Annotated in this window: 22 protein-coding genes and 1 pseudogene; 12 read left to right on the forward strand and 11 right to left on the reverse strand. The window is 66.1% G+C overall.

The features are described from left to right. Nucleotides 1-7 precede the first annotated feature (7 nt). The gene (locus tag AC1DT6_RS24055) at nucleotides 8-175 is read left to right on the forward strand and encodes a transposase (protein WP_477114970.1); all 168 of its coding nucleotides are present in this window, start codon (nucleotides 8-10) and stop codon (nucleotides 173-175) included. Nucleotides 176-445: 270 nt separating this feature from the next. On the opposite strand, the gene AC1DT6_RS24060 is transcribed toward AC1DT6_RS24055, so the two are convergent. Together AC1DT6_RS24060 and AC1DT6_RS24065 are read right to left on the reverse strand one after the other, a co-directional pair. Continuing rightward, nucleotides 446-631 carry a hypothetical protein gene (locus tag AC1DT6_RS24060; protein WP_045236777.1) on the reverse strand — a complete coding sequence of 62 codons (186 nt, stop codon included), beginning with the start codon at nucleotides 629-631 and terminating at the stop codon, nucleotides 446-448. Nucleotides 632-1,049: 418 nt separating this feature from the next. Then, nucleotides 1,050-1,700 carry a DsbA family protein gene (locus AC1DT6_RS24065; RefSeq protein ID WP_477114956.1) on the reverse strand — a complete coding sequence of 217 codons (651 nt, stop codon included), beginning with the start codon at nucleotides 1,698-1,700 and terminating at the stop codon, nucleotides 1,050-1,052. A 274-nt stretch (nucleotides 1,701-1,974) separates the two neighbouring features. Here AC1DT6_RS24065 and ppk1 point away from each other — a divergent pair, with 274 nt between their 5' ends. Together ppk1 and AC1DT6_RS24075 are read left to right on the forward strand one after the other, a co-directional pair. Beyond that, nucleotides 1,975-4,167: a polyphosphate kinase 1 gene (ppk1, locus tag AC1DT6_RS24070; RefSeq protein ID WP_441632761.1), complete on the forward strand. Its 2,193-nt coding sequence runs from the start codon at nucleotides 1,975-1,977 to the stop codon at nucleotides 4,165-4,167. Between the two features lie 192 nt (nucleotides 4,168-4,359). Beyond that, nucleotides 4,360-4,525 (forward strand): annotated as a pseudogene (locus AC1DT6_RS24075) (helix-turn-helix domain-containing protein); the annotation flags it as partial. Nucleotides 4,526-4,925: 400 nt separating this feature from the next. Here AC1DT6_RS24075 and AC1DT6_RS24080 read toward each other — a convergent pair. Then, entirely contained in the window at nucleotides 4,926-5,057 is a 132-nt protein-coding gene (locus AC1DT6_RS24080) for a hypothetical protein (RefSeq protein ID WP_441632763.1), read from the reverse strand. Nucleotides 5,058-5,136: 79 nt separating this feature from the next. Between AC1DT6_RS24080 and AC1DT6_RS24085 the strand changes: the two genes are divergently transcribed. Continuing rightward, complete coding sequence (locus AC1DT6_RS24085; protein WP_045236827.1) at nucleotides 5,137-5,439, forward strand: CppA family protein; 303 nt, start codon at nucleotides 5,137-5,139, stop codon at nucleotides 5,437-5,439. A gap of 54 nt (nucleotides 5,440-5,493) precedes the next feature. Here AC1DT6_RS24085 and AC1DT6_RS24090 read toward each other — a convergent pair whose 3' ends face one another. Further along, complete coding sequence (locus AC1DT6_RS24090; protein ID WP_441632765.1) at nucleotides 5,494-6,285, reverse strand: carboxymuconolactone decarboxylase family protein; 792 nt, start codon at nucleotides 6,283-6,285, stop codon at nucleotides 5,494-5,496. A gap of 142 nt (nucleotides 6,286-6,427) precedes the next feature. On the opposite strand from AC1DT6_RS24090, the gene AC1DT6_RS24095 reads away from it, so the two are divergent. The 5 genes from AC1DT6_RS24095 (at nucleotide 6,428) to AC1DT6_RS24115 (ending at nucleotide 11,527) form a co-directional block, all read left to right on the forward strand. Further along, entirely contained in the window at nucleotides 6,428-7,369 is a 942-nt protein-coding gene (locus AC1DT6_RS24095) for a LysR family transcriptional regulator (RefSeq protein ID WP_441632767.1), read from the forward strand. A 147-nt stretch (nucleotides 7,370-7,516) separates the two neighbouring features. Continuing rightward, nucleotides 7,517-8,401 carry a LysR family transcriptional regulator gene (locus tag AC1DT6_RS24100; protein ID WP_441632769.1) on the forward strand — a complete coding sequence of 295 codons (885 nt, stop codon included), beginning with the start codon at nucleotides 7,517-7,519 and terminating at the stop codon, nucleotides 8,399-8,401. After that, nucleotides 8,394-9,569: a YbfB/YjiJ family MFS transporter gene (locus AC1DT6_RS24105; protein WP_477102571.1), complete on the forward strand. Its 1,176-nt coding sequence runs from the start codon at nucleotides 8,394-8,396 to the stop codon at nucleotides 9,567-9,569. Before AC1DT6_RS24100 ends, AC1DT6_RS24105 begins: the two co-directional genes overlap by 8 nt. A 95-nt stretch (nucleotides 9,570-9,664) precedes the next feature. Further along, complete coding sequence (locus AC1DT6_RS24110) at nucleotides 9,665-10,783, forward strand: NAD(P)H-dependent flavin oxidoreductase (protein WP_441632773.1); 1,119 nt, start codon at nucleotides 9,665-9,667, stop codon at nucleotides 10,781-10,783. Nucleotides 10,784-10,885: 102 nt separating this feature from the next. Beyond that, nucleotides 10,886-11,527, forward strand: a complete 642-nt coding sequence (locus AC1DT6_RS24115) for a LysE family translocator (protein ID WP_441632775.1) — start codon at nucleotides 10,886-10,888, stop codon at nucleotides 11,525-11,527. 29 nt (nucleotides 11,528-11,556) lie between these two features. Here the strand turns inward: AC1DT6_RS24115 and AC1DT6_RS24120 are convergent, their stop codons facing one another. The 4 genes from AC1DT6_RS24120 to AC1DT6_RS24135 all read right to left on the reverse strand — a co-directional run bounded on the left by AC1DT6_RS24120 (nucleotide 11,557) and on the right by AC1DT6_RS24135 (nucleotide 14,404). Beyond that, the gene (locus tag AC1DT6_RS24120; RefSeq protein WP_441632777.1) at nucleotides 11,557-12,117 is read right to left on the reverse strand and encodes a TetR/AcrR family transcriptional regulator; all 561 of its coding nucleotides are present in this window, start codon (nucleotides 12,115-12,117) and stop codon (nucleotides 11,557-11,559) included. Between the two features lie 100 nt (nucleotides 12,118-12,217). Beyond that, nucleotides 12,218-12,697 carry a nuclear transport factor 2 family protein gene (locus AC1DT6_RS24125; RefSeq protein ID WP_045236768.1) on the reverse strand — a complete coding sequence of 160 codons (480 nt, stop codon included), beginning with the start codon at nucleotides 12,695-12,697 and terminating at the stop codon, nucleotides 12,218-12,220. Nucleotides 12,698-12,947: 250 nt separating this feature from the next. Beyond that, nucleotides 12,948-13,568 carry a flavin reductase family protein gene (locus AC1DT6_RS24130; RefSeq protein WP_441632779.1) on the reverse strand — a complete coding sequence of 207 codons (621 nt, stop codon included), beginning with the start codon at nucleotides 13,566-13,568 and terminating at the stop codon, nucleotides 12,948-12,950. Between the two features lie 152 nt (nucleotides 13,569-13,720). Continuing rightward, a complete protein-coding gene (locus AC1DT6_RS24135) occupies nucleotides 13,721-14,404 on the reverse strand; it encodes a GntR family transcriptional regulator (protein WP_441632781.1) in 684 nt (227 codons plus the stop codon). Nucleotides 14,405-14,477: 73 nt separating this feature from the next. Here AC1DT6_RS24135 and AC1DT6_RS24140 point away from each other — a divergent pair, with 73 nt between their 5' ends. The 3 genes from AC1DT6_RS24140 (at nucleotide 14,478) to AC1DT6_RS24150 (ending at nucleotide 17,510) form a co-directional block, all read left to right on the forward strand. Continuing rightward, complete coding sequence (locus AC1DT6_RS24140) at nucleotides 14,478-15,248, forward strand: enoyl-CoA hydratase/isomerase family protein (protein WP_441632783.1); 771 nt, start codon at nucleotides 14,478-14,480, stop codon at nucleotides 15,246-15,248. Between the two features lie 51 nt (nucleotides 15,249-15,299). Continuing rightward, nucleotides 15,300-16,271, forward strand: a complete 972-nt coding sequence (locus tag AC1DT6_RS24145) for a tripartite tricarboxylate transporter substrate binding protein (protein WP_441632785.1) — start codon at nucleotides 15,300-15,302, stop codon at nucleotides 16,269-16,271. A 63-nt stretch (nucleotides 16,272-16,334) separates the two neighbouring features. After that, nucleotides 16,335-17,510 (forward strand): CaiB/BaiF CoA transferase family protein, encoded by a 1,176-nt coding sequence (locus AC1DT6_RS24150; protein ID WP_477114957.1) that lies wholly within the window; start codon nucleotides 16,335-16,337, stop codon nucleotides 17,508-17,510. Nucleotides 17,511-17,532: 22 nt separating this feature from the next. Here the strand turns inward: AC1DT6_RS24150 and tssJ are convergent, their stop codons facing one another. The 3 genes from tssJ to AC1DT6_RS24165 are packed head-to-tail and all read right to left on the reverse strand — an operon-like array spanning nucleotide 17,533 to nucleotide 23,464. Continuing rightward, on the reverse strand, nucleotides 17,533-18,093 hold the full coding sequence (gene tssJ, locus AC1DT6_RS24155) for a type VI secretion system lipoprotein TssJ (protein ID WP_441632789.1): 561 nt from the start codon (nucleotides 18,091-18,093) through the stop codon (nucleotides 17,533-17,535). Then, entirely contained in the window at nucleotides 18,093-19,895 is a 1,803-nt protein-coding gene (gene tssF / locus AC1DT6_RS24160) for a type VI secretion system baseplate subunit TssF (RefSeq protein WP_477114958.1), read from the reverse strand. The genes tssJ and tssF overlap by 1 nt, the downstream gene beginning before the upstream one ends. After that, nucleotides 19,892-23,464: an ImcF-related family protein gene (locus AC1DT6_RS24165; protein WP_477114959.1), complete on the reverse strand. Its 3,573-nt coding sequence runs from the start codon at nucleotides 23,462-23,464 to the stop codon at nucleotides 19,892-19,894. Before AC1DT6_RS24165 ends, tssF begins: the two co-directional genes overlap by 4 nt. Nucleotides 23,465-23,473: the final 9 nt, after the last annotated feature.

The following is a 23,473-nucleotide window of genomic DNA, read 5'->3' on the forward strand; positions in this document are numbered from 1 at the left end:
CGAGGGGTTGAATTCCAAGATCGCCACTGTCGAGGGGTTGAATTCCAAGATCGCCACTGTGCAGAAGCGAGCCTGCGGCTATCGCAATCCGGACCACTTTAAGATCGCCGTCTACTTCCACTGCGGTGGTCTCAACCTACATCCAGCTGCGCTGACCCACACGAAAGTCGGATGAACCTCAAATAAAAAAACCGGCCAAGAAGCGTTGCGCTCCATGGAGCGACGCGTTGGCCGGTCTTGCCGCGTGGAAACATCCACGCCGGTTTCACGTAGTGCCTGCCCTCGCTTTTCAACGCGCGCCGGGGCGCGGCGCGAGCGGCAGTGATACAGCCGTCAAACCAAGACTACACACATCAACAACAAACAATAGCTAACTACAGTGCACTACAGCAGCAATTACTCTTGATTCGCGCTTCTTGATGTCGGTGCTCTGGCAATTCGGCAATCAGCCGTTCGCGAAAACGATCTTTGCCTTGCGAGCCTGGCTTTGCAGGCGGCCAAACACGTCTTGCACGGCGGCGATGGCGCTCTTCACGTCATCGATAAAGGCCGGGCTGCGGGGACCGAGTTCGCGTTCAATCAGTTCGCGTTCGAGTTGGTCGGTCATCTTGATATCGGATTGCGAGTTCATGGCTTTCTTCCTTTCAGGGATAACCCTCATCGGGTTTTCCCTAGTATAGCAAAAGGAATGACGCATCGCAGCATTAGGTGATAGTACGTATGCAAGATGCCAACAGAGGCGCTGCTTCACCAGCATCACTCGAAAATGATACTCAAAAAGCACAAAACGACATTGCCACCCGTATTTTGTAACGGATGAAGGAAATGAGCCCGGGCTGGGCAACTTCGGCGAACCGCAGGCCAACCTGCTGGGCCCTGCCCGCTGACAAGCCAGACTGGCCCGCTCTTGGGGTCGTTCCGCTTGGCGGCCGGATAGACAAGGCAACAGGCGCCGGCAGTGGAGAATGGCGCAGAAGGGAATTAGCAGCCGCCCAGGCAATAGATCATCGTAGCCAAGCGTCACCGTGGTGGTGACAGGCAGGCCTGCGTCAGGCGCGCGCCGCCAATTGCTCCAGCACGGACGCCAGGCGGTGCTCGATCATGCCGGCACTAGCGTACCCGGTCGTGATGCCGTGGAGTTCGCTACCAACGCGCAACAGCAGCGTGGGGAAACTGGTGACGCCCCACGAACGTGCCAGGGCAAAGTCCGCGTGCGTCTCGGTGATGGTCGCAGGTGCGCGCCACGCCGCCTCGAACGTAGCGGCATCGATGCCGTACCCGAGCCGTGTCAGCGCTTGCGATGCTATGCCGGCCAGCACGCCGGCATCGGTCGTATTCAGGGCATCCATGTAGAACGCATGCTGCAGCGCATCGAATACGGMGAGCAGGTTGCCCTGCCCGGCGAGGATGCGCGCGGTGACGACCGCCCGGCACACCGGCTCCGTGTCGTAGACGAAATCTTCGCGCGCCAGCAGGCCTTCGCGGTTGAATGGCATGCCGCTGGCTTGCTCGACCCGAGCCCAGTGTTGCAGGCGCACATTCCTTGCCGCGTCGTCCATGATGTCCGTGGCCCCCGCGCGCAGGCCCCCGACCACCACGCCCAGCGGCAGATCCGGGAAACGCGCCACCAGCGCGGACAATTCCTTGCCGAAGCCGTAACACCACGAGCACATCGGGTCCGCAACGTAGATCAGTTCCATTTGGATTCCAGGATTTGACTTTCCAGGTAGCGAATCGCGTGAAGCGGACAATGCGCGCTGCAGCGTTGCCATGCAGGGCTCCATCATGCATGTGAGCGCGCTTGGCCGCAATCCACTTCCGCTGCACGGGAAGAGAACATGGAACAAATCTTGCGTATGCGCTTTTGCCATTCCCGCCGGCGACTGGAAGAAATGTGCGGTGTTTCGCCCACAGTTCCACTCCTCAATCGCCGCGCGGCGCGGTAATATCTATCCAACAGGCCATCGGCGCGCGATGGCCCATTCCAAAGAAGGATTCAAGCGCATCATGGAAGAAGGCTCGGCTGCTCCACTAGAGATCGCCCCTTCCCTCCCTCTCGCACCAAGTGATGTTCGCGGCGTTCCGTCGGACTTCCTTGCCAGCGCGAGCGCCAACATCGGCGCCAACGCGCTGCAGCTCTTCCTGAATCGAGAAGCGAGCCAGCTGGAGTTCAACCGGCGCGTGCTCGCCCAGGCGGAGAATTGCGACATCCCGTTGCTGGAGCGCTTGCGCTTCCTATGCATCTTCAGCAGCAACCTCGACGAGTTCTTCGAGATCCGCGTTGCCGGCCTCAAGGAACAGATCAAGCTGCAGGCGATCGCCAGCGGGCCGGACGGGCTGGACACGCGGCAGGTCTATGCGCTGGTCAGCGCACGCACGCATAAGCTGGTCGCGGAGCAATACCACCTGTTCAATGATGTGCTGATTCCCGAGCTGGACCGGCAGGAAATCCGCTTCCTGCGCCGGCCGCACTGGACGCCGGAACAGGCCGAATGGATTCGCGCCTTTTTCTTCCGCGAGTTGATGCCCGTGCTGACCCCCATCGGCCTCGATCCCGCGCATCCCTTCCCGCGAGTGCTCAACAAGAGCCTGAACTTCGCGGTGGAACTCGAAGGCAAGGACGCCTTCGGCCGGGAGGCTGGCGCGGCCATCGTACAAGCGCCCCGCTCCCTGCCCCGCGTGATCCTCCTGCCGGAAGAGATCTCCGGCTGCAAACACGGCTTTGTGTTCCTGTCTTCCATCCTGCATGCCCACGTCTGCGAACTGTTTCCCGGCATGCATGTGCGCGGCTGCTACCAGTTCCGGGTCACCCGCAACAGCGAACTGTTCGTCGACGAGGAAGAAATCAAGAACCTGCGCGATGCGCTGCAGGGCGAACTGCCACAGCGGCATTTCGGCGATGCGGTACGGCTTGAGGTCGCGGACAACTGCTCCGACGAGATGACCAGGTTCCTGCAGAACCAGTTCGGGCTGGAGGACACCGAGGTGTTTTCCGTGAATGGCCCGGTCAACCTCGTGCGGCTGCTGCCGGTGCCCGACAGCGTGGACCGCGAGGACCTGAAATATCCGCCATGCCGGCCAGGCTTGCCGAAGGCGCTGCAGGGCCAGCCGGACATGTTCCGCGCCATCCGCGACGGCGATATCCTGCTGCACCATCCGTACCAGTCGTTTGCCCCGGTGGTGGATTTCATCCGCCAGGCCGCTGAAGACCCCGATGTGATGGCCATCAAGCAGACTGTGTACCGCGCCGGCAACGACTCGGCGCTGCTGCAGGCACTGATCGGCGCCGCGCGCAGGGGCAAGGAAGTCAGCGTGGTGGTGGAACTGCTGGCCCGCTTCGACGAGGAGGCCAACATCAACTGGGCGGCGCAACTGGAAGAAGCCGGTGCCCATGTGGTGTACGGCGTGGTCGGCTACAAGTCGCATGCCAAGATGGCCATGGTGGTGCGGCGCGAAGGAAAAAAACTCAGGCGTTACGCGCATCTCTCCACAGGCAACTACCACTCGCAGACCGCCAGGAATTTCACGGACTTCGGCTTGTTCACGTGCAAGGAAGCCATGGTCGAGGATGTGGCGAACGTGTTCTCCCAGCTGACCGGCCTGGGCCATCCCGGCACGCTTACCCACTTCTGGCAGGCGCCGTTCACCCTGCATTCGGCATTGCTCGACGCCATCCGCCGTGAGGGCAAGCACGCCAAGGCTGGCCGCAAGGGACTGATCATTGCCAAGATGAACGCCCTGATGGACCCGACTATCATCCAGGCGCTCTACCAGGCATCCTGCGACGGCGTGCGGATCGAACTCATCGTGCGCGGCGGCTGCGCCTTGCGGCCCGGCATACCCGGCCTGTCGGAGAATATCCGGGTGCGTTCGGTACTTGGCCAGTTCCTCGAACATGCGCGGATTTTCTACTTCTATAACGACAAGGCCGAGGACGTGCGGTTGTCCAGCGCCGACTGGATGGAACGGGACTTCTTCCGGCGCATCGAAGTGTGCTTCCCCGTGCTGGACAAATCGCTCAAGAAGCGCGTGATCGAGGAAGGCCTGAAGATCTACCTGAAGGACAACCGCGACACCTGGGAGATGGACTCGGATGGCAACTACCGCCGCCGCCGTGGCCGCCACCTGGTCTCTGCCCAGAGCGCACTGAGCGTCGCACTGGCGTGATGCCGCTGCCGGTCCGGCCGGCGCGCTGCGTCACATCCGCCGCCCGGCTCGTTGTGGGAGATCCTGACCACCGTTGCGTCCGGGCTGGCAAGCTGCGTCGGCGCACAGCCGGCAAGCAGAATGCCCGCCGCAATCCATGCGACGACTGTGGTGGCTGCGGTGTTGTTGGTGGCGGTAGTGGTGGCAGTGTTCATGAAATCGCGCGAGCTCGCCCAGTACATCGGCATCACCGATGCCCAATCTCTCCCTGCTGAAATCCGGCAAGGTCAAAGGTATCCGTTTCGATACGCTGGAGAAAATCTGCGAGGCGCTGCAGTGCCAGCCGGGGGACCTGCTGGAGTACCGCGCCGATCCGCCGGAGGAGGACCAGGCATGGAAAACCCGCCAGCCGCGCCGGGCTAACTGCAAACAATTGTCGCGCCTGGCATCCGCATTTGCGCTGGTACGGCCAGCAGGCTGGCTTTGCGGCAAGTGCTGCGTCCAGCTCCCCCCAATCGAGTGATATCCCTGCGATAGTGATCTTGCGCATACTCGCACCTTCCCAAACCACTCGCCCCTAGACGGGCGCGGAGCGAGGTGCCTGTGCTCACCTTCATTTACTGCAGCTACGCGATTGCCTGCATCTTCGCGCTATGGCGGGCGGCCCGCTGGGTGGACAAACACCATCCGGCGCTGCGAGACACCCATGTGCCCAAACCGGGTGCGGACGCACCTCGCGAGGCCCCGGAAAGGAACCAGCAAGCTAGCCAGCGCCGCCGTCACGAGAAGCGGCCCGCCGGGCAGGCACGGGTGCCCCAACGTCCTGGCGCAAGCGCGGCTGCCTGCATGGTGCTGTAGCGCGCCCCGCGCTCTGCCAGGCGAATCTGCTCCGCCCGAAGCGGGCTGCCCATATCTCATCCTTGAAAAACGCAGATTACTGTATATATTTACAGTAACTGTATGGATGAACAGTATTCACGGGAGCCCATCATGGAACACCTTGTCCGGGTACAGAACGAATACGACAGGCAGGTCCTGGCGTGGCTGCGCGCCCGCGTCGGCGATGCGGTGGTGCAAGCGGCCGCGCAGCGGCTGGCGGGAGAACGCAAGCCGTATCTCTCCACGATCTGCCGCAGCCTGAATATCGCGCCGCCGTCCCGGCGCACGCTGCGCGCCCAGTCCAGCCGCGCCAGCCGGGAGGTCGGGGACCGCTACCTTGCCTCGATCCGGCAACTGCTGGCGCGGCCGGCACCGGCGCGGTCCCCGCAGCCGCAGTCCGTCCGAGCTTGTTGAAGCCGTTCAAGCAGGCCGTGCCGAGGCCCGCACGGCGTTAGCGCGGCTCACCCGTCAATGCCGCTCCGGCGGGCGCTCCGCCAGCACCGCCCTGGCCGCCAGCGCGGCATTGATCGCGCGTGGAAAACCCGCATATGCCGCGAGATGAATGATGGCCTCCACCATTTGCTCACGCGAGCCACCCACGTTCAGCAAGCCGTGCATATGCACCTTGAGCTGTGGCGTGGCCGAGCCAATGGCTGCCAGCGCGGCCACGGTCACCAGTTCCCGCGAGACCAGGTCGAGGCCGGGCCGGGTATAGATATCGCCGAAGGCAAACTCGATGATGAAACGACCGAGGTCGGGCGCAATGTCCTCGAGCGAGGCAAGCACGCGCTCCCCCACTTCGCCGTCGATCTCGCGCAAGCGGGCAAGCCCCGCCTCGAAGCGCGATCCGCCCTGGTCCGGCGCGGGAGTGCCGGTATTCACGGCAACGCCCTGCTTCGCGAAGACTTCCCTTGCGGCGGCGATGCCGTTGAGCGCCGCGGGAAACCCGGCATACACCACGAGATGATTCATCAGTTCGACCAGTTCGACCGGCGTGCAACCGGCATGCAGCGCCCCGGCCAGATGGAACCTGAGCTGTGGCTCAAGCCCGCCCATGGCCGCAAGCGCCGCGACGGTGACGAGTTGCCGGTGCCTCCGGTCGAGTCCTGGGCGCGGGTAGATCTCGCCGTAGACGAAACCGATCGCCAGGCTGGCCAGGTCAGGGGCGATGTCACGCAAGGCTTCGACCAGGGACGGCTCGTCCGTCTGTTCGATGGCGGAAAGTTGGGCGCGGCCAAGTGTCATGGTCTGCGTATTCATGCGGTTTCCTTTTTTTGATTCGCATCGGGAGGTCCTGGCGGCGCGGTGCCGTCGGCAGGACAGTGAGGCAAGCTTAGCGAGCGCGTTCGCGCGCCGCCAATGCCTTCGGCGTGATACCTTTGGCGTATCACAAGGACATCCGATGCAAAGCCGCCTGGAACTCTGGCAGTTGAACTATTTCGTGGCCGTCGCGGACGAACTGAGCTTTCGCCGCGCGGCGGAACGGCTGTCGATCACGCAGCCTCCGCTGACGCGGCAGATCCAGGCGCTGGAGGAAACCATCGGTGCGCGCCTGTTCGAGCGGGATCGCAATGGCGTAGCACTGACGCCCGCGGGCAGCCGCCTGCTGCCCGAGGCGCGCGAGCTGCTCGCCAGCGCCGATGCCCTGCTCGCCCGAGCCCGGCAGCGCGCCACGCGCAACCACGGCCTGCGGCTGGGCATCACCACCGTGTTCGATGCCGCCCTGTTCACCTGGCTCGCGCCGGCATTGCAGGCACAGGCGCCGGAGATCAGGCTGCTGCAGAAACGCCAGATATCGCAGCAATCGATTGCCGACCTGCGCCGTGGCGCGCTCGACGCGGCGCTGATCGGCCTGCCGTCCGCCACCGGCGAACTGGCGGTGGAACACTTGTTCGACGACCCGCTGGTGGTGGCGTTGCCGGCCGCGCACCGGCTCGCCAGGCGCAAGCGCATCTCACTGCCGGAACTGCAAGCCGATCCGTTGTTCTGGGGCCAGCGGCGGCTGAATCCCGCCTACTTCGACCACTACGAGGCCGTCTTCCGCGCGCTGGACTATGCACCGCAGCGAGTGCAGGAACCGGCGGACCACCATGTGCTGCTGGGCCTGATCGCCGATGGGCAGGGCGTGGCGCTGGTGCCTTCCTCGCTGCAGGCGATGGCGCGCGCCGGTGTGGTCTACAAGGAACTCAAGGAGCAGGCAGACCTGCGGATCGGCGTGGCCGTGGTCTATGCCGCCAGCAATCCGGCCCCCGCGCTGCCGCTGCTCCTGGAAACCCTGCGCGCCCGCTACCGTCCTGCGCCGGCTGCCTCCCCAGGCCGCAAGCGCCCGGCCACGCGCCGCTGAGCGCCAAGGCTGGCCGCCAGCCCTCGGGACCTTCCCGACGCGTCCACCCTGCCAGCATCATGGATTTCTTGACTTATTCATCCCCATCAATGATAGTTATCCTGAATACATTCTCTTTTTGAGAACAAACTTAGTGAAAGGATTGCCGTGGATCTGGCCGAACTTGAGATCTTCCGGGCCGTTGCGCTGGAGGAAAGCGTGACCCGGGCCGCCAAGGCCCTGGACCGCGTGCAATCGAACGTGACCACCCGCGTCAAGCAGCTTGAGGAGGAACTGGGCGTCGCCTTGTTCCTGCGCGACAGCAAGCGCATGACGCTGACGCCCGAGGGCCAGCGTTTCCTGGGCTATACCGAGCGGCTGCTGGCGCTCGCCGAGGAAGCCCGGCAATCGATGCGCGGCGATGTGCCCTCCGGCACGCTGCGCGTGGGCTCCATGGAAAGCTCGGCCGCCAGCCGCCTGCCCCGGCCACTGGCGCGCTACCACGGCAAGTGGCCGGATGTGCGAATCGAGATCCAGACCGGCACCACGCAGGCCCTGGTCGATTCCCTGCTGGCGCATCGCATCGATTGCGCCTTGGTGGCCCATCCGTCGGAAGGCGCGCCGGATGCACTCGACATGGACGTACTCGGCCCCGGCCTGGAAGGCACCTTCCTGTTTTCCGAAGAACTCCTGCTGGTGCTGCCGCCCAGCCATCCGCCGGTGCGCACGCCACAAGACATCACCCTGCGCAGCCTGGCCACGTTCGCGCGTGGCTGCACCTATCGCATGTGCGCCGAAGCCTGGCTTGCCAGCGGCAAAGGCCCGCAGCTGGCGCTGAATGTGCTGGAACTGGCTTCGTACCACGCCATCCTTGCCTGCGTGACGGCGGGATCGGCAGTGGCCATCCTGCCAAGATCGCTGCTGGCGCTCCACCCCGGCGCGGCGAACCTGCAGACCGTGCCGGTACGTACGGCGCACACCTTCCTGGTGCGCCGTACGGGCTTCATGACCTCGGCTTACGCGGCCTTCTTGCAGGAGTTGCAGCATGGCTAGGATCCAGCCGGTCCCCGCGAGCGGGGACGCCGCCCTGCGCCAGAGGATGGCGCCGTGGATGCCATCGCTTGCCGCCGCGCTGGTGCTTGCGGTCGGCATGGGCTTCGGGCGTTTCGCCTTCACCGGCATGTATCCGCTGATGGTGCGCGACGGCTTGCTGAGCGTCAGCGCCGGCTCGCTGGCGGCATCCGCGAACTATGCGGGCTACCTGGCCGGCGCCCTTGCCGTCACCCGCATGCCGGAACGCGCGGCACCGCAACTCTGCCGCATCGCCCTGCTCGGTACGGCCGTATGCCTGCTGGTGCTGGCACTGCCCGCCGCGCCGTGGTTCTTTATCGCGGTGCGCTTCCTGGCCGGCGTTCTCAGCGCGATCGCACTGATCAGCGCCTCCGTCTGGCTGTTCCATGTGGTCGGCCATCCGCATGGCGCACCGCTGTTGTTCTCGGGCGTCGGCGCCGGCATCCTGCTCTCCGCCGAACTGATCGCCGCCGGCAACCTCGCCGGCTGGCATAGCCCGTTGCTGTGGATTGCGATTGGCGGCGGTGCCGCCGTACTGGCCTTGCTGGCCTGGCCACAGCTTGGCAGCCACCGCCCGGCGGTGCCCGATGCCGCCGGGGCCGGCGCTGCCCTGGCCCATGCCAACGGCCCCGGGCCATGGCCGCTCGTCGTCAGCTACGGTCTCGCGGGATTCGGCTATATCGTCACCGCCACCTACCTGCCGCTGTTCGTGCGCGATGCGCTCGGTCACATCGACCCGATCCATATCTGGGCCGCCTTCGGCCTTGGCGCGGCACCTTCCTGTTTTCTCTGGCATGCGCTGCACGGCCGCCTTGGCACGCGGCGCGCGCTCGCGCTCAACCTGCTGGTGCAGGCAGCGGGCGTGATCCTGCCCGCGCTCAGCCATTCGCCGGTGGCCTACCTGGCCAGCGCCCTGCTGGTGGGCGGCACCTTCGTGGGCACGGTGACCATCGCCATGCCGGCGGCAAAACGCGTGGCCCATCGCGTGAAGTTCAACCTGCTGGCCATCATGACCGCTGCCTATGGCGTGGGCCAGATCGCCGGCCCGCTGGTGTCCGATGCGCTGATGGCGCACAGCCATAGCTTCAGCGGCCCCCTTGCCGCTGCCGCGGTCGCATTGCTGGCCTCGACCGCCGCGTGCTTTCTCTGAAGGCCATGCCATTGCATACCCGCTCCGCTGGCTACCTCCACGCGTAGCCTGAGCGCACACCGCACAGATCCAACCTCTCTAGAAGGAGCCTGCAAATGAACACCCCCACCCAAGCCACGCAGCCACGCACGCTGCTAGCCCGGCTCGGCATCGCTACCCCCATCATCCAGGCACCGATGGCCGGCGTTGGCACGCCGGCGCTGGCCGCGGCGGTATCGAATGCCGGTGGCCTCGGCTCGCTTGGCGTCGGCGCCACGGATGCCGACGGCGCCCGCAAGGCCATCCGCGAGACCCGCGCACTGACGGACAAGCCGTTCAACGTCAACCTGTTCTGCCACGCTCCCGCCGTCGCCAATCCTGCACGCGAAGCGCAATGGCTGGCCTACCTGGCGCCGAGCTTCGCCGAGTTCGGCGCCACGCCGCCGGCATCGCTGCGCGAGATCTACAAGAGCTTTGTTGCCGACGACGCCATGTACGCGATGCTGCTGGAGGAGCGGCCGGCGGTGGTGAGTTTCCATTTCGGCTTGCCGGCTCAGGCCTGGATCGACGCACTGCATGAGGCCGGCATCTTCCTGATGGCCACGGCCACCCATCTCGCCGAAGCGCGGCAGATCGCCGATGCGCGCATCGACGCTATCGTGGCGCAGGGCGTGGAAGCTGGCGGCCACCGTGGCACGTTCAAGACCGAGGGGCATGACGAAGGGCTTGGCACCATGGCCCTGGTGCGCCTTCTGGTCCGCAACACTGCCCTGCCGGTGGTCGCCGCCGGCGGCATCATGGACGGCGCCGGCATTGCCGCCGCGCTGGCTCTGGGTGCGCAGGCAGCGCAACTGGGCACGGCATTCGTCGTCGCCCCGGAAACCGCGGCCGACGCGCCTTACCGGGCCGCGCTGCTGGCAAGCGAGCCGTCCCCCACGACGCTGACCCGCTCCATCTCCGGCCGCCGAGCGCGCGGCTTCGTGAACCGCCTCACCAAACTGGGCGAGGCGCCGGACTGCCCGCCGATTCCCGATTACCCCATCACCTACGATGCCGGCAAGGCGCTGCACGCGGCTGCCAAGGCATGCGGCAATGCCGAGTTTGCGGCGCAATGGGCCGGCCAGGCCGCGCAACTGTCGCGCGCCTTGCCGGCAACCGAACTGATGGCGGTACTGCGCGCGGAACTGGCGGAGGCCATTGGAGGGCTGAGCCGGATGGCGTCCGGCGGCGACTGAACGGGAGGAACGCTGAGGGCGGGCGTCTTGCTGCTAACATGGCGCATCGGCATCGTGCCGGCCCGCGGCGCAGCTCCCATCCCTTCCCGACAAGACAGACGCATGGACGCATTCACATCGACACTGGCCATTGGCGGCGCACTGGCGCTTGGCGCTGTCAGCCCCGGCCCGAGCTTCGTCATGGTGGCCCGTGCCGCCATTGCCCGTTCGCGCGCGGATGCGCTCCACATGGCGCTTGGCATGGGGCTGGGCGGCGTGGTGTTTGCCGCGGCCGCGCTGCTCGGGCTCAAGCTCCTGCTGGCGGCGGTGCCGTGGCTCTACATGGCGATGAAGGTGGGCGGCGGCCTTTATCTTGTCTACCTGGGCGCGCGCATCTGGCGCGGCGCCAGCGAGCCCCTTGCGATGGCTGCCGGTTCGCAGGCCGCCAACGGCGCACAAGCGCCGGGACGCGGCCGCGCCCTGCTGAGCGGATTCGCCACGCAACTGAGCAACCCCAAGACGGCAGTCGTCTACGCCAGCGTCTTTGCCGCGTTGCTGCCGGCCGAGGTGCCGGCGTCCCTGCTGCTCGCGCTGCCGGTGATGGTCTTTGCGATCGAGGCCGGCTGGTACGCCATCGTGGCGGTGGCGTTGTCGTCGGCGGCGCCGCGCGCCTTCTACCTGCGCTTCAAGCTCTGGCTCGACCGCGCCGCCGGCGGCGTGATGGCGCTGCTCGGCATCCGGCTGATCACCTCGCTGCGGCAATAGTCCGGTCGTCAACTGGCCGGCGCTGGCTTTCAGTGCACTTGCTGGAGGCGGCGCAGCAGGCGGCGCCCGGCATCGACGACACCAGGATCGGCCGTCATCTGGTAGCGCACGATCATGCCCTCCACGCAAAGCATCGCCTCTTCGGTAATCGCTTCGGGCTCCGGCAGGCCGAGCCGCCTGACCAGCATGCCGATAAACGCGGCGAGCGCCGCCTTGTGCGCCACCGATTGCTCGATCTGCGTGCCCTCGCCTGAGGCCCCCGCTTCGGCCACCGCATTGATAAAGGCGCAGCCGCGAAATTCTCCGTCGGTGAACCAGTCGGCCAGCGCATCGGCAATGACTTCCAGCCCCGGCGTGGCGGCGAAGCGCGCTTCCACGTCCTGCTCGAACCATGCCATCCAGCTGTCGTGGCGACGATCCAGGAAGGCGGAGATCAGTTCGTTTTTCGAGGCGAAATGCCGGTATAGCGACATCTTGGCCACGCCGGATTCTGCAATGATCTTGTCGATGCCGGTGGCGCGCAGGCCATCCTGGTAGAACAGGCGGGCCGCGGTATCCAGGATGCGCTCGCGGGCGGAAGGCGTGGCCATGGCTGAAAGTTTCCTTGGATGTGCAAAGTTGGGCGGATTATCCCTGATCAAGCTTCGGCCTGTCGCGTACGGCAAGCGCCGCCGCGGCAGGCCGTGCGCCTTACAAGCCGAGATCGCTCAGGCTCGGGTGATCGTCGGGGCGCCGGCCCAGGGGCCAGAAGAACTTGCGGTCGGCCTCCTTGATCGGCGCGTCGTTGATGCAGGCAAAACGCCGCTGCATCAGGCCGGCCTCGTTGAACTCCCAGTTCTCGTTGCCATAGGAGCGATACCAGTTGCCGGAATCATCGTGCCATTCGTAGGCAAAGCGCACTGCGATGCGGTTGCCGTCGAAGGCCCACAACTCCTTGATCAGGCGATAGTCCAGCTCCTTCTGCCATTTGCGCGTGAGCATGGCGACGATGGCCTCCCGGCCGTTGACGAACTCGGCACGGTTGCGCCAGGCGCTGTCGACGGTATAGGCGAGCGCCACGCGCTCGGGGTCGCGGCTGTTCCAGCCGTCTTCGGCGCCGCGCACTTTCTGGATGGCGGTTTCACGGGTGAACGGGGGCAAGGGGGGACGGACTTCGGGGTTGGACGACATCGGTTGCTCCTGGCTGTGAAAGAACCCGGCTGCCGGAATGGCAGCGACGGATTTTAGGAATCGGAAAGCGGGTCCGCAGCACATCCTTCACGGCCCGGCGGGTTCGCGCGACCCATCGGGAACGGATAGAATGATACAGACCTGTCTACATTATTTGTGTAGACAGGTCTGTCTGTCAAGGTGGATTTCACAGGCGTAAAAAAGCCGGCGATCAGCCGGCAGGGACCTCGGGCGGCAGCGCCTTCAGCGCTCAGCGCGGGCGCCGCATGTGGAACAGTGCCTCGGGCCCGATCTCGAAGTAATCGGCGGGGCCGCCACCGCGCAGGATCGGCCGGGCAGCGGCGGTGTCATAAATGCCGTCCTTCAGCAGTGCCTTGTCGACATGCACGCCCACCACCTCGCCCAGCACCAGCCAGGTCGGCACCTTCTCGCCGTTGACGCCTTCGAGCTGGATCAGTTGCGTGAGCCTGCATTCGAACGAGACCGGGCTTTCCGCCACGCGCGGCACGGCAATCGCGCGCGATGCCACGGGCGTGAGGCCGGACAGCACGAACTCGTCGACCTCCGGCGGCACGGCGGCGCAACTCGCGTTCATTGCCTCCGCCAGCGGCCGCGTGGCGAGGTTCCAGCAAAACTCGCCGGTCTGCTCGATATTGCGCACGCTGTCCTTGTAGCCAATGCTGGAAAAACCCACGATGGGCGGCGTGTAGTTGAAGGCGTTGAAAAAGCTATAGGGCGCCAGGTTGACAATGCCATCGGCACCGCGCGAGGAGATCCAGCCGATCGGTCGCGGCCCGACGATGGCATTGAAGGGATCGTGCGGCAGGCCATGCCCGTTGGCAGGCTCGTAGAAATAGGTATCGGCGGACACGAGGCGGGAGACTCAGGGAAACAGCGTTGAAAAACGGAGGCAGCGGCGCAGCCTCCTTCATCCAGGGGTTATCGGGCACCCGTGGGCGCCGGACAAGCTGACTGCGATGCTACCAGTTGCCGTGCACGCGCGTTCGGCGCGGCGCGATTGCCTCAGCGCCCTCCCGCGCCGGCGGCTGGCTCGTCATAAGCGTCCTGCGCCAGCAGCACCAGATCGGCGACGGCCTTGCCGCCCGCCGAAAGATGCGCGCGCATCGCGTCAGCCGCCGCGTCCGCGTCGCCCGCCAGCACCGCCGCCACGATCACGCCATGCTCCTGGAAGGAACTCGGCACGCGAGCGGGGTTGATGAGTCCGCGATGGCGCCAGTAGATCGCCAGCCGCCGCCGCAGCATGCGAATCTGCTCTGCGAGGTACGGGTTGGCTGTTGCCTGATAGAGCACATCGTGGAAATCGCGGTTGGCATCCACATAGCCCGGCGTATCGGCCGCCTCCACGAAGGCCCGGCAATGCTCGAACGCCGACGACAGCGCCGCCCTGCCCGCCTCGGTGATGCGCTGCGTTGCCAGCCGCGCCGCCACGCCCTCCATCTCGGCCAGCGTCTCGAACATCGCCACCAGTTCAGCCACGGTCGGCTTGTGCACGAAGATCCCCGCGCGCGGCACGATCGTCACCAGGCCTTGCGCCGCAAGCATCAGCAATGCCTCCCGCACCGGCGTACGCGAACTGTCGAATTGCTCGGCCAGCGCGCGCTCGTCCAGTTGCGATCCGGGCTTCAGTTTGCCGGCGTGAATTTCTTCCTCAATGGCCTCCCGGATCCGATCCTGGAGCGATTGCACGGGTAAACCTCGATTTGAAGGCTCTTTGGGCATATCTAAAATTATCTTCAATATATCTAAACATCAATCTCATATGCAAAAACACGGCGAACCCCGCCTCAGCATCGATGGAAGCGTTGCAACCATCACCTTCGAGCGTCCCGAAGTAGCGAACCGGCTAAGCCCGCGTGATTTGCAGGTACTTCGCGAGCATATCAACTCCGTCAATGCGATGGAGACTGTTTTGGTACTGCGCTTCACCGGCACCGGCAAGTATTTCTGCAGCGGCTACGACATCGGCGCGCTGGCCAATGCCGACGAGGCGGGGGCGCCGGCCTTCGGCGAGATGATCGACCTGATCGAAGCCGCTCGCCCGGTCACCATCGCGGCGGTCAACGGCGGCGTCTATGGCGGCGCCACGGATCTCTGCCTGGCCTGCGACTTCCGCGTGGGGGCACCCCACTGCGACATGTTCATGCCGGCGGCCAGGCTCGGCCTGCATTTCTACCGGGGCGGACTGGAGCGCTATGTCAGCCGCCTGGGCGTGGACACCGCCAAGCGCCTCTTCCTGACGGCCGACCGGCTCGATGCGGCTGAAATGCTCAAGGTGGGCTTCCTGACCGAGATCGTCGCGGCCGACGCCGACGCCCTCGCGCAGCGCGTGGATGCGCTCAGCGCCACGCTCGCCGGCATGGCACCCATCGCCCTGCTGGGGATGAAGCAGGCCCTGAACCAGATCGCGCGCGGCACGCTGGACACGGCCGCGCTGGAACGCGAGATCGCGCGGGCCGGAGAGTCGGCAGATCTACGCGAGGGCGCAGCCGCCTGGCGCGAGAAGCGCGCCGCGGTGTTCAGCGGCAGGTAGGCGCGCAGAGTCCGGCACGATCAACACAAAACACAGAATCAGGAGACAACGATGACCAAGCGACACCCAACCCTGCTGTTCCTGCTTGCATCCGCACTGGCCGGCCCCGCGCTGGCGGCGGACGCCTTCCCATCCAAGCCCATCCGCCTGGTGATCGGCTTCCCTGCCGGCGGCGGAGCCGACAATGTGGCGCGGCTGTATGGAGACGCCCTGTCGAAGGAACTGGGGCAGCCGGTCATCGTCGACAACAAGCCCGGCGCCGGCACCACCATTGCCGCCGAGACCGTGGCCAAAGCGCCCGCCGATGGCTACACGTTGTACATCGCCGGCGCCAGCTTGATGGGCGGCGACAAGGTGCTGTACAAGAACATTCGCTATGAGCCCACGGATTTCGCGCCCATCACGCGCCTGACGGTCTCGCCACTGCTGCTCGCGGCCAATAAGGCATCCGGGATCAGCAGCGTTGCCGACCTGGTGGCGAAAGCCCGCCAGCATCCCGGCACGCTCAACTACTCCTCTTCAGGCAACGGCGTGATCACGCATCTGGCCGGCGTGCAATTCACCAGGCTGGCGGATGTACAACTCACCCACGTGCCGTACAAGGGCGGCGCGCCCTCCGCGCAGGCGGTAGCCGGCGGCGACGCGCAACTCACCTTCGCCACGCCGGCCTCCGTGCAAGCCATGATCGACACCGGCAAGGTGATCGGCATCGCCGTGACTTCAGCCAGGCGTTCGACGGTGCTGCCGAACTACCCGACCATCGCCGAAGCCGGCATCAAGGGCTACGACGTGACCAACTGGTATGGCCTATTTGCCCCGGCGCAAACACCGCCCGCCGTGATCGAGAAACTCTTCGCCGCTTCGGCCAAGGCCCTGGCCAAGCCGGAATTGCGGGCGAGGCTGGCCGGCCGCGGCGAGGAAGTCTCGCCGTCCGCATCGCCCGCGGAGTTCCGCCAGTTCGCGCAGCGCGAAGGCAAGACCGTGGCAGACCTGACGCTGAGCAGCGGCGCCAGGATCGACTGAGCCGCACGCCCTCCCCCCACTCGTTCGATGTACCCGGGGCCTCCCGGCCCAAAAAGGATTTCCATGAATCGCAATGCCGCAGACCTCCCGCTCGCGGGCTACACCGTGGTGGACCTGACCCGCGTGCTGGCCGGTCCCTACTGCACCATGATGCTGGCCGACCTCGGCGCGCGCGTGATCAAGATCGAGAACCCGGCAGGCGGTGACGACTCCCGGCATGTAGGCCCGTTCGTGGATGGCGAGTCGGCGTACTTCGCCTCGGTCAACCGCAACAAGGAATCCATCGCGCTCGACCTGAAATCCCCGCGCGATCGCGAAGTGCTGGCGGCCATGATCGCCAGCGCCGACGTGCTGGTGGAAAATTTCCGCGCCGGCGTGATGGAAAAACTCGGCTTTACCTGGGAGGCCCTGCATGCGGCTAACCCGCGGCTGGTCTATGCCTCGATCTCGGGCTTCGGCCAGACCGGCCCATACCGCGACCGCCCCGCCTACGACATGGTGGTGCAGGCGATGGGCGGCCTGATGAGCGTGACCGGCCAGACCGGCGGCGACCCGGTGCGGGTCGGCGTATCCATCGGCGACCTGGGTGCCGGGCTGTATGCCGCCATCGGCATTCAGTCCGCGCTGCTCAAGCGCAGCCGCACAGGGCTTGGCGAGCGTGTCGATATCGGCATGCTCGACTGCCAGGTCGCGCTGCTGGAAAACGCCATCGCGCGCCACTCCGCCACCGGCGTCGTGCCCGCGCCGCTGGGCACGCGCCACCCCTCCATCACGCCGTTCGACATGTTCAAGACCGCCGATGGCTTCATCGTGATTGCGGCGGGCAACGACGCCCTGTTCCAGAAACTCTGCGCCGCGCTCGGCCTGCCGGAACTGGCTGCCGACCCGCGCTTTGCCACCGTGGTGGCGCGCAACCAGCACCACGCCGAACTCAAGACTTGCATGGAAGCGCGCCTGGCCAATGCGGACAGCGCCACCTGGTCGGCCACGCTGGAAGGCGCCGGCGTGCCGCACGGCCCGCTGCAAAGCGTGGCCGACATCGTGCAGGACCCACACGTGCAAGCGCGCGGCATGCTGCTGCAAGCCAGCATCGGCGAGGACCGCCCGATCACCCTGGCCGGCAACCCGATCAAGATCGGCAGCCAGGCAGGCGCGAGCCGCTTCCGGCACTCGCCCAGGCTGGACGAGCATCGTGCAAGCCTGCTGGAGGAGTTWGGCCAGCATGTCGAGGTAGGCTGAAACGCGATCTGCTTCAAAGCGTTCAATGCCTTGGCTCAAGTTCGAGCCGGTTGTCCGTGACGGCGAGCTTCACCGGATCGCCCTTCTTCCATCGCGCCTTCGGAATCACCAGTTGCCATTCGGCGCTCGACTGCTCACGGAAAAACGCGACGACGCCGACGTATTGCGCATCGTCAGCCATCGGCTCGGACAGGCTGACCGTTGCGGCGGGGCCAAGCGTCACTTCCGTGCGGCCGAGGCTATCCGTTTTCAGCGGGTCGCCGGCACCTTCTAGCAGTTGCGCGTAGGTGGCCGTTTCAAACGCCTTGGAGTCCTTCAACTGATAGATACGCAGCACGACCGGCAACGACACGCCGCGCTCATCCTGATTCAGCGCGCTGCGGCTCACGATCACGAGGTTCATCTGCTTGACCTTCGCGACGAAAACCGCGCTCGTAGCCGCCGCTGTCGTGTCCTTGACCGACTGCCAGGCACCGCAGCCGGCTAGCAGCGTGACCATCCCTGCCAGCCCCAGGGAGGCCGCTGATCGCCACACCCAGCGAAATGTCGCATACATCACGTACGTCGCGTGTTTCACTGCCATCAGAACCCCGATCCGGTGAATTCGGTGGCGGGATAGCCCGTCTGCTTGCCGTTCGCGACCAGCACGAGCCGCACCGAATAGTGAAGACTGGCGTAGCGCCCGACGAAGTGACTCAGCACGTCCCCAAACAGCACCACGTCGCCTGGGCCAGCGAAGGCCGCCGGATCAATCTCCACATGAATGGCGAACTCCCGCAGCATGCCCTGTTTCCGCAGGACGCCCTGTTGCTCAAGCCTGACGCGCCGGATCGCCGCGATGCGCTTCGCGTTGTCGTCCAGCCCGGTCCAGTCGTACAGGGCAAGCACGCCGCGCAGCACATCCGTGTCCAGTGTGTTGAACTCGTGACCGGAGAAGTGCGACATGACCTGCCACGGGTATTGCCTGCCTCTCGGCGGATAGAGCGGCAACGTGGGCTGCGTCAGGTTGCGAACGCTGCCGACGTCCCCCGCGCTCGATGCGAGCGCGGTGATCGTCGACTCGCGCAGCGCCATGCGCGGCAACGTGCCGTTGTTCGCCAGCACGCGCACTTTCACGTGCGTATCGGGCGGGCTGCCGGGGGCGTCCCCGAGTTTGTCCCATACGTGGCCGCCCAGCGTGATCCACATCTGGCGGCCACCGGTCACACCAAAGCCCAGCGACGCATGGAAGTACCGTTCGGGCGCCTCGTGCCGCAGCATGCCACCGCGGTGCTGGAATGTCTTGAAGGGCCGGTAGGCGTGCTGCTCCGCACCGTTCAGGTCGGTAGCGGCAACCGACAGCGCATCGTAGGGTTCGATGTGCGCGCCGTCGGCGTCCGGCGCGCGCACCAGGTAGTCGCGATCATGCGCGTTGGGCTGCAGCGGCTGCGCATCGATCTCGAACAGGTTGATCACCGGTGTGCAGAAGAGCCGGAGGTTGCTGGTGCCAAACGCTACGTCGCCGGCGAGCGGCCCGTTGAGCAGGACCTCGAATTCGACACGCGTTTCGCCCGGAGGCACGCTCGCCGCATCGAAGCCGCACAGGTCCACGAAATGGAATTTCTCGGGGAACGTGAAGTACTCGAGCATCGTCTGCTCCCGATCCAGCTCCCGGTTGCGCCGCTCGTGGTCAGACGGCCAGAGCCGCGTCTCAGGACCGAAGCCCGCCACCTCGATCGTCATGCGCGGCAGTGGCTGCGGGCGCCCATCATGGACCCGCGCCATGCGCACTGCAATCGCGTCGACCTGGCGCGTCAACGCCGCATATAACGCCGAGGCGGTTGGCCGGTCGCCATGCAGGTACAAGCGGATGCGCGCCAGGTCATCGAGCGGGCGCTGGTCGAAATGCAGCAATTCGAACGCGATGCGGATCACCGTGCGGCCGTCGGCGCGCACCGCAGGGGCCGCCTCCACCAGCTCGAGCGGCAGCAGGCGCACGGGCTGGGTGGTGCGGTACGCGCACACAGTGCCCTCGGGGCCGACCGGGCTGGAGCGCACCTGAGAGCCCGCGGGCAGCGTGCCGAGCACGCGTGCCTCGCCCGCGCGCGGCACGCATTCGAGGATCGCCAGCGACGGAATCGTGCGCCCGGCGTGCGGCCACAGGTTGTCGATCAGCGGGTCGGTGATTTCCGGCAGCGCGTCATCGAGCTTCGCGCGCATCCGCGCCATCAGGAACGCAAAGCCCTGGTAGAGCTGTTCCACGCTGTCTTCGCGCTCACCCAGGCTCGTCAGGCCCAGCCGGCGCGCCGCATTGGGCTGCGCCGCGGCGAACTCCCTGCTCGCCTCGCGCAGATAGCGCATCTCGGCGTCGTAATATTTCAGCAGCGGATTGTCTTCGTCACTCATGGTGTCATCTCCGGTCGCAATGGAGGCAGAACCGGCGCCGTCCCGGCCTTGGCGACGATAAAGACGCGCTCGGGCATCCTGAAGTCGCGCAGCTTGAGCAGATCCAGCGGACCCGCGCCAACCTGCGTGCGCAGCACGTAGCGCAGCGGCTCACCGTCCGTATCTTTGTCCAACGCCTTCCACGTGAGTGCATAGCGCGTGCTGTCGAGCGGCTGGACCTCGGCCTTCGCCAGCAGGCGCAGGAAGGCCCAGTCGCCGGTCGACTCGAACGCCTGGCGCGTGCCGGCATTGACCGACTGCCACGTCAAGCCCGCGTGGCCGTTCAGGCCATTGCCGGGCCACGCGAGCGGCGTATACGCTTCGCGCTGATTGAAGTAGACGATCTGCTTGCCGTCGACGGACAGCGCCGAACGCGTGACGTTCGGGGTCGGCAATGCCATGATCTCGAAGCGGTATCCCGCATCGCCCTGCACGTACATCTGGGCACCAAGCGTGGACAACTGCCGGATCGCGGCGAGGAACGCGGGATCGAACTGCAACGCCTGCGGCGCCAGTTCATTGGGCACCCACTGGTCGCCTTGCGGCTTGAGCACGCCGGCCAGTTGCGTCGTGACGAAGCGCGCGATCAGTCCCGTGTCGAACCGCACGTAGCGCCCCAGCTCGGCGAACGACGCATCGGCATTCGTATCGAAGAACGGATAGCGGCCGCTGAAGGTGGTCGCAAACGGTGCAGCGACGCTCACGCGCCACGCCTCGTTCAGGCTCGCGGCGGCCGGCTGCAGGATCGTCTGCCAGGCCGTGTCGAGCGGTCGCGCAAACAGCGCGTCGCCAAAGCCCGACCACTGCGTGCCCAGGCTCGCGGCGGTGAGCGCTGCGTCATCCTGTGCCTGTGCGAGTTCCGAGAGCTTCCCCTGGAACACGGCCTGCGCGAGCGAGCGGGCCATCACCTGCGCATCGGGACTCGCCGCCACCTGCTGGAGCTTCAGGCGCATCGTGGTGGCGACCGTCAGGTAGCGCGCGAGGCTCACCCCGTTCAGCGTCGTGGCGGCACTGGCGGCATTCCCGCCGTGACCATCTCCGCTGCCAGCGCTAGCGCTGCCGCCACCGTCGCCCATCAGCGCGAGCAGCGGCCCGAATGGCTTGTCCAGAGGATGGACTGCGGCGGCCTGGGCCTTGTCGTCGCTGCCGATCAGGCTTTGCGCCTTGCGCACCAGTGTGTCGGCCAGCGCCTGCTGCGGACGACCCGCCTGTGCCTGATACTGCACGGACCGCATCAGCGCGATCAGCGGTGACGTCTGCGCGTCCGTCAGCCGAGTGAGCTGGTCGATCGCATCGTTCAGGTTCGCCGCCTGCTGCCACTGGATGCTGTTGAGCATGCCCTGCCATGCGGCCGTGTACTCCGCAAAATAGCGCTCGGTCAGCCGCGCCTTGAGATCGTCGGTGGCGCGTTGCTCCTGCCGTGCGCTCGTCATTACGGCCCCTTGCGCGACGGTCGCCGCCACCGACTGTGCCGCGCCCCCGTTCGCCAGCACCCAGTCGCCATGCACGCGCCGTTCGCGAGCGGCCTTGTCGATCGACTCGGCGATCATGCCGTCCCACGCCGCGCGCGTAAAGACGCCCGGCACCGTGCGCGTCGTGGTGAAGAGCCCACGCGCGTCTGCGCCACCGAGCAGCGTCGCGAGCGATGCATCCGCGTACTTGCCCCGCACGTCATCCAGCACGTTCTGGTAGACCGTGTCGTCGGCGTTCGCGAGGCCGATCTGGTTGACGAGTGTGTTGCGCGCCTCGGCCACGAGGGTATCGGACGCGTTGATGCGCCATTCCGGGTGCGCCTTCAGGTGGGCTGCGTAGAAGCTGGCGAGCCGCTGCGACGTGTCCAGCCACTCGCCGGCCGGCATCACAGCCGGTGCGGGCCATGCGGAGACGATCAACCCGGTCAGGAACGCGGGATCGGTGCGGCGCGGTTCCGCCAGCATCAGGTACCCCTTGAGCGCGTCATAGCCGCGCCGCTGCGCGTCGTGACTCTGCAACGCATCGGCGCGCGTCTGCGCGAGATCGGTGAGCGTGGCCCGCAGGGTCTGCAAGACCGGGCGCTGCAGGTTGCGCTCGGCGACCGTCCTGTACGACTGCCACAGCTCGTCGAGCATCGCGTCATTGCGGTTCAGGCCCGCACGCAGATGCCACGGCGCGCCATGCTGCTGCCGATACTCCAGCATCTCAATGCGCTGCTGCAGCGCGAGTTGCGCGCRCAGGGCAGCCGGGCTGCCGGGCGCGGCCGCAACGGCTGCGTCGGCTGCATCGGCGCTCGCCCGCGCCTGCCGGATGCCTTGCAGGTTGCCGGCAAACGAGATTGTCATCGCCACGCACCAGCCGATCGCTGCCACGGTGACAAGCGCGGCGAGCGCGTTCGGCCAGTAAAAGCCGATGCGCCTGCCTCGATGCCGGCGCAGGCTGCGGCCAATCTCCTGCCACGTGGGCAGTAGCGAGGCCGGCTGCTCACGCAGCGCCATGCTGGAGACGTCGGGCCGGGCTACTTCAGCCGACGCGGCCATGGCCGGCGTCAGAACCGGTACTGCAACCGGCTGGCTCGCGGCAAACACCGGCGCGAACATCACGCCTTGCAGCGGTGCGCGAAGCCACTTCGAGGCCATCAACGTATCCCAACTGGCCACGATCCGCTCGCGTTGCCCGCCAATGTACTGCGATACCTGCGCGAGGTACGGCATGCGCGTCGACTCGTGGCACAGTGGCACGCCAATCGTCCCCGTGCGCTGTTCAAGCATCGTAAGCTGGTCGTTCAGTGCATTGGCAGGCCCCGGAGCACGACGGTGGCATGAACCCGTCAGGAAGGCGCCGATGGCCTGGAACGTCTCGGGTTGGCGGCCGGTCGTCGGCACCGGATGCAGGAACGTCACGGGCGCGGCCCAGCCGAGCTCGGTTGCGATAGTCGAGAGCGTGCGTGCAAGCTCGGCGTCGGGCCGGATGGCCTCACCCGTGCGCACCACCTGCACCACGGCGTCGACCGGACGCCTGCGTCTCAACTGCCTGACCTGTTTGCGCCACAGCCCCGCATCCATGCCGTCAGGCGCAGCATGCACGAGGATGGCATCGGCGATATGCATCACGCCCGCCTGCTTGAGACCGGGGGCTACGGTATCGACCAGCGTATCGCTGCCGCTCACCAGCAGCCACGGCAGCCGATAGCGCCAGAACCAGCCGTGCGAGGCACGCAGGTCTTCGCACAGGTACTGCAGGCGCGCATCGCGTTTGAGCGCGGAGGTGGCCTTGATGGCCTCCTGCTGGCTACCGGTCTCCCGGCGAAAAAGCCGGCCTGCCACGCTGTACGCGCCAAGTCCCAGTGCGACGGGATGCAGGATCAAGACCCCAGCCAGTACGGCGAGAATCCAGATCGAGGCTGTCTTTTTGGCGTCCAGCGTCGGCACATTGAACTGATCGCCCTTGAGCCAGACCAGACCGAGGGCAAGTGCGGCCAACGCGACGGCGGCCACCACCAGCCCCCAGGTGACGAGGGAGCCGGAAGTGCCGGAAGAGTCGTCGCGCGGTGCCAATGCCTTGAG

Source organism: Cupriavidus sp. 01L45 (assembly GCF_056399885.1).

What these genes read in the sequence shown, in the direction of transcription:
- AC1DT6_RS24060 (WP_045236777.1), bottom strand. Translation starts at nt 631, where the DNA reads ATGAACTCGCAATCCGATATCAAGATGACCGACCAACTCGAACGCGAA.
- ppk1 (WP_441632761.1), top strand. Translation starts at nt 1,975, where the DNA reads ATGGCCCATTCCAAAGAAGGATTCAAGCGCATCATGGAAGAAGGCTCG.
- AC1DT6_RS24080 (WP_441632763.1), bottom strand. Translation starts at nt 5,057, where the DNA reads ATGGGCAGCCCGCTTCGGGCGGAGCAGATTCGCCTGGCAGAGCGCGGG.
- AC1DT6_RS24085 (WP_045236827.1), top strand. Translation starts at nt 5,137, where the DNA reads ATGGAACACCTTGTCCGGGTACAGAACGAATACGACAGGCAGGTCCTG.
- AC1DT6_RS24090 (WP_441632765.1), bottom strand. Translation starts at nt 6,285, where the DNA reads ATGAATACGCAGACCATGACACTTGGCCGCGCCCAACTTTCCGCCATC.
- AC1DT6_RS24095 (WP_441632767.1), top strand. Translation starts at nt 6,428, where the DNA reads ATGCAAAGCCGCCTGGAACTCTGGCAGTTGAACTATTTCGTGGCCGTC.
- AC1DT6_RS24105 (WP_477102571.1), top strand. Translation starts at nt 8,394, where the DNA reads ATGGCTAGGATCCAGCCGGTCCCCGCGAGCGGGGACGCCGCCCTGCGC.
- AC1DT6_RS24110 (WP_441632773.1), top strand. Translation starts at nt 9,665, where the DNA reads ATGAACACCCCCACCCAAGCCACGCAGCCACGCACGCTGCTAGCCCGG.
- AC1DT6_RS24115 (WP_441632775.1), top strand. Translation starts at nt 10,886, where the DNA reads ATGGACGCATTCACATCGACACTGGCCATTGGCGGCGCACTGGCGCTT.
- AC1DT6_RS24120 (WP_441632777.1), bottom strand. Translation starts at nt 12,117, where the DNA reads ATGGCCACGCCTTCCGCCCGCGAGCGCATCCTGGATACCGCGGCCCGC.
- AC1DT6_RS24125 (WP_045236768.1), bottom strand. Translation starts at nt 12,697, where the DNA reads ATGTCGTCCAACCCCGAAGTCCGTCCCCCCTTGCCCCCGTTCACCCGT.
- AC1DT6_RS24140 (WP_441632783.1), top strand. Translation starts at nt 14,478, where the DNA reads ATGCAAAAACACGGCGAACCCCGCCTCAGCATCGATGGAAGCGTTGCA.
- AC1DT6_RS24145 (WP_441632785.1), top strand. Translation starts at nt 15,300, where the DNA reads ATGACCAAGCGACACCCAACCCTGCTGTTCCTGCTTGCATCCGCACTG.
- tssJ (WP_441632789.1), bottom strand. Translation starts at nt 18,093, where the DNA reads ATGGCAGTGAAACACGCGACGTACGTGATGTATGCGACATTTCGCTGG.
- tssF (WP_477114958.1), bottom strand. Translation starts at nt 19,895, where the DNA reads ATGAGTGACGAAGACAATCCGCTGCTGAAATATTACGACGCCGAGATG.